Annotated in this window: 8 protein-coding genes; 2 read left to right on the top strand and 6 right to left on the bottom strand. The window is 60.2% G+C overall.

Annotation, left to right across the window (positions count from 1 at the left end):
• Positions 1 to 26: 26 nt before the first annotated feature.
• The 6 genes from ACRESH_RS02645 to ACRESH_RS02670 all read right to left on the bottom strand — a co-directional run bounded on the left by ACRESH_RS02645 (position 27) and on the right by ACRESH_RS02670 (position 5,958).
• A complete protein-coding gene (locus tag ACRESH_RS02645; protein ID WP_431740470.1) occupies positions 27 to 980 on the bottom strand; it encodes an adenosine deaminase in 954 nt (317 codons plus the stop codon).
• A gap of 246 nt (positions 981 to 1,226) precedes the next feature.
• A complete protein-coding gene (locus ACRESH_RS02650) occupies positions 1,227 to 2,582 on the bottom strand; it encodes an 8-oxoguanine deaminase (protein WP_431740471.1) in 1,356 nt (451 codons plus the stop codon).
• 115 nt (positions 2,583 to 2,697) lie between these two features.
• The gene (locus ACRESH_RS02655; RefSeq protein WP_431740472.1) at positions 2,698 to 3,384 is read right to left on the bottom strand and encodes an SDR family oxidoreductase; all 687 of its coding nucleotides are present in this window, start codon (positions 3,382 to 3,384) and stop codon (positions 2,698 to 2,700) included.
• Between the two features lie 336 nt (positions 3,385 to 3,720).
• Positions 3,721 to 4,305: an IMPACT family protein gene (locus ACRESH_RS02660; protein ID WP_431740473.1), complete on the bottom strand. Its 585-nt coding sequence runs from the start codon at positions 4,303 to 4,305 to the stop codon at positions 3,721 to 3,723.
• 10 nt (positions 4,306 to 4,315) lie between these two features.
• A complete protein-coding gene (locus ACRESH_RS02665; RefSeq protein ID WP_431740474.1) occupies positions 4,316 to 4,978 on the bottom strand; it encodes a TetR/AcrR family transcriptional regulator in 663 nt (220 codons plus the stop codon).
• Between the two features lie 62 nt (positions 4,979 to 5,040).
• Positions 5,041 to 5,958: a LysR family transcriptional regulator gene (locus ACRESH_RS02670; protein WP_431740475.1), complete on the bottom strand. Its 918-nt coding sequence runs from the start codon at positions 5,956 to 5,958 to the stop codon at positions 5,041 to 5,043.
• A 118-nt stretch (positions 5,959 to 6,076) separates the two neighbouring features.
• On the opposite strand from ACRESH_RS02670, the gene ACRESH_RS02675 reads away from it, so the two are divergent.
• Positions 6,077 to 7,423 carry an aspartate aminotransferase family protein gene (locus tag ACRESH_RS02675; RefSeq protein ID WP_431740476.1) on the top strand — a complete coding sequence of 449 codons (1,347 nt, stop codon included), beginning with the start codon at positions 6,077 to 6,079 and terminating at the stop codon, positions 7,421 to 7,423.
• Between the two features lie 73 nt (positions 7,424 to 7,496).
• Positions 7,497 to 8,990, top strand: a complete 1,494-nt coding sequence (locus ACRESH_RS02680; protein WP_431740477.1) for a CoA-acylating methylmalonate-semialdehyde dehydrogenase — start codon at positions 7,497 to 7,499, stop codon at positions 8,988 to 8,990.
• Positions 8,991 to 9,319 lie beyond the last annotated feature (329 nt).

Below are 9,319 nucleotides of genomic sequence, written 5' to 3' on the forward strand. Positions count from 1 at the left end.
TTGTCCCACGATGCTGCCAATGATTTCTACGGCTTGACCAATCGCGCATCCAGGCTGTTCTGCGCCAGGCGCCGAGCCTGATCCTGGGTCATCCCCAGGTGGGTATGCAGCGCATGAAAGTTTTCGGTGACATAACCACCGAAGTACGCCGGATCATCCGAGTTCACCGTGACCTTCACGCCACGCTCGAGCATGTCGAGGATGTTGTGCTGGGTCATGTGGTCGAACACGCACAGCTTGGTGTTGGACAGCGGGCAGACGGTCAGCGGGATCTGCTCGTCGATGATCCGCTGCATCAGGCGCTCGTCTTCAATGGCGCGCACGCCATGGTCGATACGCTGGATCTTGAGCAGGTCGATGGCTTCCCAGATGTACTCGGGCGGACCTTCTTCACCGGCGTGGGCAACGGTCAGGAAACCTTCACTGCGGGCGCGGTCGAAGACGCGCTGGAACTTGCTCGGCGGGTGGCCCATTTCCGAGCTGTCCAGGCCAACGGCGATAAAGGCATCGCGAAACGGCAGGGCCTGGTCGAGGGTTTTGTGCGCTTCTTCTTCGCTCAGATGGCGCAGGAAACTCAGGATCAGGCCGCTGCTGATGCCCAGCTGCTGCTGGCCATCCTTGAGCGCGCCGCTGATGCCATTGAGCACCACTTCGAAGGGAATACCACGATCGGTATGGGTTTGCGGGTCGAAGAACGGCTCGGTGTGGATCACGTTCTGCGCCTTGCAGCGCAACAGGTACGCCCAGGTCAGGTCGTAGAAGTCCTGCTCGGTGCGCAGCACGTCGGCGCCCTGGTAGTAGAGGTCGAGAAATTCCTGTAGGTTGTTGAACGCGTAGGCCGAGCGCAAGGCTTCGACGTCGTTCCAGGGCAGGGCGATTTTGTTGCGTTCGGCCAGGGCGAACAGCAACTCGGGCTCCAGCGATCCTTCCAGGTGCAGGTGCAATTCTGCCTTGGGCAGCGCGTTAAGCCAGTCGTACATAAAGTCTGTTTCTCATCAGGTGCGGTTGGTAGCATTCTACAGGGGATGGCCGCTGCTGGCCGAGAAAGCTGACCAGGTGGTAAATCCGGTAAAGCTTCTACAGTGACGCGATCAACCATCAACCATCAACCATCAACCATCAACCATCAACCATCAACGATGGCGAAACCAACACGATCGAAGGCATGACCCACTTCGTGCTGTTCGCCACCGTTATCATGCTGGCGTTTCCTGGCCGCTGAAACCTCAGCCGGCAATCAGTTGCGCGGCAGCCTGGCGGTGATCGGCGATCAGGCCCTGGACGTCCAGGCCTTCGATCTGGCCGTCAATCACCCGCCACTGGCCGGCGACCATGACCCGGTCGGCGCGGTCGGCGCCGCACAGCAACAGCGCCGAAAGCGGATCGTGGCTGCCGGAGAAACGCAATTCGTCGAGTTTGAACAGGGCCAGGTCAGCCTGTTTACCCACCGCCAGCTCACCGATGTCGGTACGCCCAAGCAGCTGCGCCGACCCACGGGTAGCCCAGCCCAGGGCGAGTTCCGGGGTGATCGCTTCGGCGCCGTAACGCAGGCGCTGCAGGTACAGGGCCTGGCGCGCTTCGAGGATCATGTTGGAGGCATCGTTGGAGGCTGAACCGTCGACACCCAGGCCAACCGGGGCGCCGGCATTGGTCAGGTCAACGGTCGGGCAGATACCCGAGGCCAGGCGCATGTTCGAACTCGGGCAATGGCAGATGCCGGTACCGGCAGCGCCCAGGCGGGCAATTTCGTCCGGGTTGAAGTGAATGCCGTGGGCCAGCCAGGTACGTGGGCCAAGCCAGCCGACACTGTCCAGGTAATCCACGGTACGCAGTCCGAAGCGTTGCAGGCAGAAGTCTTCTTCATCGAGGGTTTCAGCCAGGTGGGTGTGCAGGCGCACATCCAGATCTTCGGCAAGGCTTGCACTGGCGCGCATGATCTCCGGGGTGACCGAGAACGGCGAGCAGGGGGCCAGGGCGATCTGGATTTGTGCACCTTCACCACGCTGGTGGAAGCTGTGGATAAGTCGCTGGCTGTCGGCCAGGATCACTTCACCCTGCTGCACGGTCTGCTGTGGCGGTAGACCGCCGTCGGCTTCGCCCAGGCTCATCGAGCCGCGGGTGAGCATGGCGCGCATACCCAGCTTGCGCACGGCCTCGACCTGTACGTCGATGGCGTTTTCCAGGCCATCCGGGAACAGGTAATGGTGATCGGCCGCCGTGGTGCAGCCGGACAGCAGCAATTCAGCCAGGGCCACGCGGGTGGCCAGCTCCAGCTTGGCTGGGGTCAGCCGGGCCCAGACCGGGTAGAGGGTCTTGAGCCAGGGAAACAGCGGCTGATTGACCACCGGCGCCCAGGCGCGGGTCAGGGTCTGGTAGAAGTGGTGGTGGGTGTTGATAAGTCCTGGCAGGACCACGTGCTCGCGGGCGTCGAAGACTTGTCCACAGGGGCTGGACGGCGTTTCGCCGAGGGCCAGGACTTCAGTGATACGGCCGTCTTCAAGGACCAGGCCGCCACGGGCATCGAGGCTGTTGGCGGTGAAGATGGCAAGCGGGTTTTTCAACCAGATACGGGTCGCAGGCATGGTGCCGGCTCCTCTGAAAGTGGGTTCAGGTTAGCCAGCTCAGTGTTGCCCTGTCTGCTGATCCAGGTTCGCCACGGTGGGCGCGGTGCCGAGTTTACACCCACCGCAAGCGATTTCACCAGATCAGGCTGTCGCCCTTGTAGTTGGTAAAGTGCAGGCCACCTTTGCCGCTCCAGGCGTTGACCTGGTCGAGCATGCCACGCGTACTGGTCTGTACGTCAATGTCGGCACCTTCGCCGCCCATGTCAGTTTTTACCCAGCCCGGGTGCATGGCCAGAACGGTGAGCGGGACGTCTTCCAGTCGCATCACGAAGCTGTTGATCATCGAGTTCAGGGCTGCCTTGCTGGCTTTGTAGAGGGACAGCTCCGGCTCATTGGGGATGCTCACGCTGCCCAGTGCCGAGCTCATGAAGGCGATCACCCCGGTGTTCCTGCGCACCTGCGGGGCGAAGCGCTGGGCGACGCGGATGGGCGCGACGCTGTTGGTCATGAACAGCTCGCCGATATCGGCAAGCCTGGCGTTTTCCGGGTTCTGGTCGTCCGGTCCCTTGATTCCGGCGTTGACGAACAGCAGGTCGAAGGTCTGCATGCCAAGGCGTTCCTGCAAGGTATCGAGCTGGTGGATGTTGTTCATTTCCAGGGTTTCGATCCGGACTCGGGGCAGGGTGCTGAGGGTCTCGGCTTTGGCCGGGTCGCGCACCGTGGCGACAACATTCCAGCCGTCTTCCACCAGGCGTTGCACCAGACCCAGTCCGAGGCCGCGCGAGGCACCGATTATCAGCGCGGTTTTGTTCGAGGGCATGAAGGAACTCCTTTCAATGGATTGGTCGTTGATCAAAGAATAACCAGTCTAGTCAAACCGTGGCCGAGCAGGCTATTGGTGAAGGGTTACACGGCTTATCCACAGCTTGCTCCACAGGATCTGTGAGCAAGCGCAAGAGGCGGATATAAGCGCCTGCAGGCTTCCTTCCGAGGGTAATAAATGGGGGTAACTGTCTGATTTTGCGACGATTGAAGTGCTGTTATCAAATCTTGATCAAAATATGATCGTTTGCCTGAAGGCCACGTAACTCAAGGGACGCAGACGAATGCCCAGAGGTTATCCACAGTCGGGCCCACAGTGAATGTGGGCAATTGTTCAGCGTCGCTGCAGCAGGATCCGGCCCCGGCTCAGGTCTGCCAACTGGCGTTGCAGCGCTTCGATCTGTTCTTCACCCAGGGCCAGCAGCAGGTCGACGCCATTGGCCGTGAAGTGTTCCTCCAGTACCAAACCGTCTGCTTCGGCCACGCGCAACTTGAGCAGCGCCAGCTCGCTGAAACTGCAGCTGCAACTGACTTCGCTGCGGCTGACGAGCAGACGCTTTTCTGCCTGCTGCAGGCATTTATTGGCGCCGCCGCCGTAAGCACGGGCAAGACCACCGGTGCCCAGCTGAATACCGCCGTACCAGCGGATCACCAGCACCACGACCTGATCACAGTCCTGGGCTTCGATGGCCGCCAGGATCGGACGACCAGCAGTACCGCCGGGTTCGCCGTCGTCGCTGCTGCGATACTGCGCAGCCAACTTCCAGGCCCAGCAGTTGTGAGTGGCGGCCAGGTCGCTGTGTTGTTCAATGAAGTCCATGGCCTCGGCGGCACTGCTGATCGGCGCTGCCAGGGTAATGAAGCGGCTCTTGCGAATCTCTTCGCGAAACTCGCAGGTGTCGAGCAGGGTAAAAGGCATAAATGCAGGTTCAGTCGGGGAGTTTCAGGCCACAGCCTTTGAGAATGATGTGGATAAGATTGTTGCTGGCATCTTCCATATCTTGCTTGGTCAGGCGGCTACGGCCGGTGACCTGGCAGATCTGGGTGGCGAAATCGGCATAATGCTGGGTGCTGCCCCAGAGCAGGAAAATCAGGTGCACAGGATCGACCGGATCCATCTTGCCGGCGTCGATCCAGGCCTGGAACACGGCGGCACGGCCCTTGAACCAATCCCGGTAGTCCTGGCTGAAATAGTCGCTCAGGCACTGGCCGCCACTGATGATCTCCATGGCGAAAATCCGCGAAGCCTGGGGGTTGCGCCGGGAAAACTCCATCTTGGTACGGATGTAGGTACTCAGCGCCTGGGCCGGGTCGTCCTCGACGCTCAGGGCATTGAAGGTGCTGTCCCACAACTCGATGATGTTGCTCAGCACCGCCACATACAGGCTGAGCTTATTGGTGAAGTAGTAGTGCAGGTTCGCTTTGGGCAGCCCGGCCTTGAGGGCGATGGTGTTCATGCTGGTGCCCTTGAAGCCGTGACGGGCAAACTCGTCTTCGGCAGCCTGGATGATGGCTTGCTCGTTCTTCTGACGAATGCGGCCGGCGGGCTTGCCCGGGGCGGTGACACGATGCGCAGGGACTTCGAAGGACATGGGCGGTTCCAGACAAGGCAATGGGTATCACTTTTGATCGGCTAACCTACCAGCATTAGCCGTCAGCGAGTAGCCGCCAGGCTTTCCAGAAAGCTTTCCAGGACCAGATGCGGGCGCCGCCCCTTGCGCGTCACCCAGCACAGGCTCAGGTCATAGAAACGCTGCGCCGGCTTGAGCGCGCGCAGCCTTCCTTGTTGCACCCAGAAGCTGGCGTAGTGATCCGGCAGGTAGCCGATGTAGCGGCCGGTGAGGATCAGAAAGGCCATGCCTTCGCGGTCCGAGGCACTGGCAGTGCAGTTAAGTGCCTGGTAGTGCGCCTGGATATCGGCCGGCAAGCGGAAGGTTGGGGCGATGGCGTCCTGAGCATTCAGACGTTCGTCGTCCAGCTGACGGTCGTCGGCATAAAACAGCGGATGGCCAACTGCGCAATAGAGCAACGAGCGCTCGCTGTACAGCGGCTGATACTCCAGGCCCGACAGCGGGCTGGTTTGCGGTACTACACCGACATGCAAGCTACCGTCGAGCACGCCCTGTTCAACCTGGCTGGGAGCGATCATGCGGATCTGGATGCGCACATCCGGGCCACGGTCCTTGAGCTGGGCCAGGGCGTGGGTGATGCGCATGTGCGGCAAGGTCACCAGGTTGTCGGTCAGGCCGATGTTCAATTCTCCGCGCAGGTGCTGGTGCAGGCCGTTGACCTCGGTGCGAAAACTCTCCAGGGCACTGAGCAGTTGCAGGGCCGACTGATACACCTCGCGGCCTTCCTCGGTCAGAGAAAAGCCGGCGCGCCCGCGCTGGCACAGGCGTAATCCCAGGCGCTGCTCCAGATCGCTCATCTGCTGACTGATGGCCGAGCGGCCAATGCCGAGGACGTTCTCTGCCGCGGAAAAGCCGCCACACTCGACTACGCTGCGGTAGATCTTCAGTAGACGGATATCAAAGTCGCTGACTTGCGCGAGGGGATCGGGGCGGCGGCTCATAGTTTAGTGGTCGTCTATCTGAAGATTAGAAAAGTTGGGTTTTCCAGACTTTATCCCCGTGACAACTTAGTCGCAACAACACTTATCGCTGCCCAATTGCCTTGCGAGGACTTGCCCGATGAATCTGCCTGAAAACGCTCCTGTCGGTCTGGCCAGCCAGCTCAAGCTGGACGCCCACTGGATGCCCTACACCGCCAACCGCAATTTTCAGCGCGATCCACGGCTGATCGTTGCCGCCGAAGGCAGCTACCTGACCGACGACAAGGGCCGCAAGATCTATGACTCGCTGTCGGGCCTGTGGACCTGCGGTGCCGGTCACACCCGCAAGCAGATTCAGGAAGCGGTGTCGCGCCAGTTGGGTGTGCTCGATTACTCGCCAGCCTTCCAGTTCGGTCACCCGCTGTCGTTCCAGCTGGCCGAGAAGATCACCGACCTGACCCCAGGCAACCTTAATCACGTCTTCTATACCAACTCCGGCTCCGAGTGTGCCGATACTGCGGTGAAGATGGTGCGTGCCTACTGGCGCCTCAAAGGCCAGGCCACCAAGACCAAACTGATCGGTCGTGCCCGCGGTTACCACGGTGTGAACATCGCTGGCACCAGCCTGGGCGGCGTCAACGGCAACCGCAAGTTGTTCGGTCAGTTGCTCGACGTTGACCATATTCCGCACACCCTGTTGGCCAGCAACGCCTTTACCAAGGGCATGCCGGAAGAGGGCGGTATCGCCCTGGCCGATGAAATGCTCAAGCTGATCGAACTGCATGATGCTTCGAACATCGCCGCACTGATCGTCGAGCCACTGGCCGGTTCCGCCGGTGTCCTGCCGCCGCCTAAGGGCTACTTGAAACGTCTGCGGGAAATTTGCGACCAGCACAACATCCTGCTGATCTTCGACGAAGTCATCACCGGCTTCGGCCGTATGGGTTCGATGTTCGGTGCCGACGCCTTTGGTGTCACCCCGGACCTGATGTGCATCGCCAAGCAAGTCACCAACGGTGCTATTCCAATGGGCGCGGTGATTGCCAGCAGCGAGATCTATCAAACCTTCATGAGCCAGCCGACGCCGGAGTACGCTGTGGAATTCCCGCACGGCTATACCTACTCGGCGCACCCGGTTGCTTGCGCTGCCGGTATCGCCGCCCTGGATCTGCTGGAGAAGGAAAACCTGGTGCAGTCTGCTGCTGAACTGTCGCCGCATTTCGAGAAAGTGCTGCACGGCGTCAAGGGTGCGAAGAACATCATCGACATCCGTAACTACGGCCTGGCTGGCGCCATCCAGATTGCCGCCCGTGACGGTGATGCCATCGTGCGTCCGTACGAGATCGCCATGAAGCTGTGGCAAGCCGGCTTCTACGTGCGCTTTGGTGGCGACACGCTGCAGTTCGGCCCGACCTTCAACAGCCAGCCGCAGGAACTGGATCGTCTGTTCGACGCGGTCGGTGAGGCAATCAACCAGGTCAGCTGATTTACACACCTATATATAAGAAGAGGACGCGAGTGCGCTCGCGTCCAGATACGCCCCCTTTCTGGAGTTTTGCATGAGCACTGTTCAACATCTGATCAATGGCGAGTTGGTTGCTGCTGACGAGCGCACCGCTGATGTCTTCAACCCCTCTACTGGCCAGGCTATCCACAAGGTCGCGCTGGCCAGCAAGCAAACTGTGCAACAGGCCATTGATTCGGCCAAGGCTGCTTTCCCGGCCTGGCGTAATACACCGCCAGCCAAGCGTGCCCAGGTGATGTTCCGTTTCAAGCAACTGCTGGAACAGAATGAAGCGCGTATCTCCCAACTGATCAGCGAAGAACACGGCAAGACCGTTGAAGACGCTGCCGGTGAGCTCAAGCGCGGTATCGAAAACGTCGAGTTCGCCTGTGCAGCGCCTGAAGTACTCAAGGGTGAGTACAGCCGTAACGTCGGCCCGAACATTGATGCCTGGTCCGACTTCCAGCCGCTGGGCGTGGTTGCCGGTATCACCCCGTTCAACTTCCCGGCCATGGTGCCGCTGTGGATGTACCCGCTGGCCATTGCCTGTGGCAACTGCTTCATCCTCAAGCCTTCGGAGCGTGATCCGAGCTCGACCCTGCTGATCGCCCAGCTGCTGCACGAAGCCGGCCTGCCCAAAGGCGTGCTGAACGTCGTGCACGGTGACAAGGAAGCCGTGGATGCGCTGATCGATGCGCCAGAGGTCAAGGCCCTGAGCTTCGTCGGCTCGACGCCGATTGCCGAATACATCTATGCCGAAGGTACCAAGCGCGGCAAGCGCGTCCAGGCACTGGGTGGCGCGAAGAACCACGCTGTGCTGATGCCCGACGCCGACCTGGACAACGCAGTGAGCGCACTGATGGGCGCGGCTTATGGTTCCTGTGGCGAGCGCTGCATGGCCATCTCCGTGGCCGTCTGTGTGGGTGACCAGGTCGCCGATGCTCTGATTGCCAAGCTGGAACCGCAAATCAAGGCGTTGAAGATCGGTGCCGGTACTTCCTGTGGCCTGGACATGGGGCCTCTGGTTACTGCCGCAGCCCGTGACAAAGTGGTGGGTTACATCGACGACGGCGTTGCTGCCGGTGCACAGCTGGTGGTGGACGGCCGTGGCTACCGCGTTGCCGGCAATGAAGATGGCTACTTTGTCGGTGGTACGTTGTTCGACCGCGTGACCACGGACATGCGCATCTATAAAGAAGAGATCTTCGGCCCGGTGCTGTGCGTGGTTCGCGTGGATAGCCTGGAAGAAGCCATGCGCCTGATCAACGAGCACGAATACGGTAACGGTACCTGCATCTTTACCCGTGACGGCGAAGCGGCGCGGTTGTTCTGCGACGAGATCGAAGTGGGCATGGTCGGCGTCAACGTGCCGTTGCCAGTGCCAGTGGCTTACCACAGCTTCGGCGGCTGGAAGCGTTCGCTGTTCGGTGACCTGCATGCATACGGTCCGGACGGTGTGCGTTTCTACACCCGCCGCAAGGCGATCACTCAGCGTTGGCCGCAGCGTGCCAGCCATGAGGCTTCGCAGTTCGCGTTCCCTAGCCTGTAAGGCCGGTAAAGAAGGGGGAGGCCGGCAGGCCTCCCCTTTTGTTTTAGGGGGACTTTGACCTTTATGGCAGTTTTATTGAAATAAGTCCTTGACGCCCCTGCAGATCTCTCTATAATTCGCCCCACTTCCGGCGTAGTCGGAACGGAAAACTCCTTGAGATTCAATGAGTTAGATGTTCCAGGTGGTGCCGGAGGGGCTTCGGTCGAAAGATCGGCAGCGGTGAAAAAGGTGGTTGACAGCGGATTGAAACGCTGTAGAATTCGCCTCCCGCTGACGAGAGATCGTAGCGAGTCAAGCAGTTGAATTTGAACGAAAAACTTCAAAATAAA

Source organism: Pseudomonas sp. (assembly GCF_050739775.1).
GTDB lineage: Bacteria > Pseudomonadota > Gammaproteobacteria > Pseudomonadales > Pseudomonadaceae > Aquipseudomonas.

Coding starts and splice junctions, on each gene's coding strand:
- ACRESH_RS02645 (WP_431740470.1), bottom strand. CDS start 980: ATGTACGACTGGCTTAACGCGCTGCCCAAGGCAGAATTGCACCTGCAC.
- ACRESH_RS02650 (WP_431740471.1), bottom strand. CDS start 2,582: ATGCCTGCGACCCGTATCTGGTTGAAAAACCCGCTTGCCATCTTCACC.
- ACRESH_RS02655 (WP_431740472.1), bottom strand. CDS start 3,384: ATGCCCTCGAACAAAACCGCGCTGATAATCGGTGCCTCGCGCGGCCTC.
- ACRESH_RS02670 (WP_431740475.1), bottom strand. CDS start 5,958: ATGAGCCGCCGCCCCGATCCCCTCGCGCAAGTCAGCGACTTTGATATC.
- ACRESH_RS02660 (WP_431740473.1), bottom strand. CDS start 4,305: ATGCCTTTTACCCTGCTCGACACCTGCGAGTTTCGCGAAGAGATTCGC.
- ACRESH_RS02680 (WP_431740477.1), top strand. CDS start 7,497: ATGAGCACTGTTCAACATCTGATCAATGGCGAGTTGGTTGCTGCTGAC.
- ACRESH_RS02665 (WP_431740474.1), bottom strand. CDS start 4,978: ATGTCCTTCGAAGTCCCTGCGCATCGTGTCACCGCCCCGGGCAAGCCC.
- ACRESH_RS02675 (WP_431740476.1), top strand. CDS start 6,077: ATGAATCTGCCTGAAAACGCTCCTGTCGGTCTGGCCAGCCAGCTCAAG.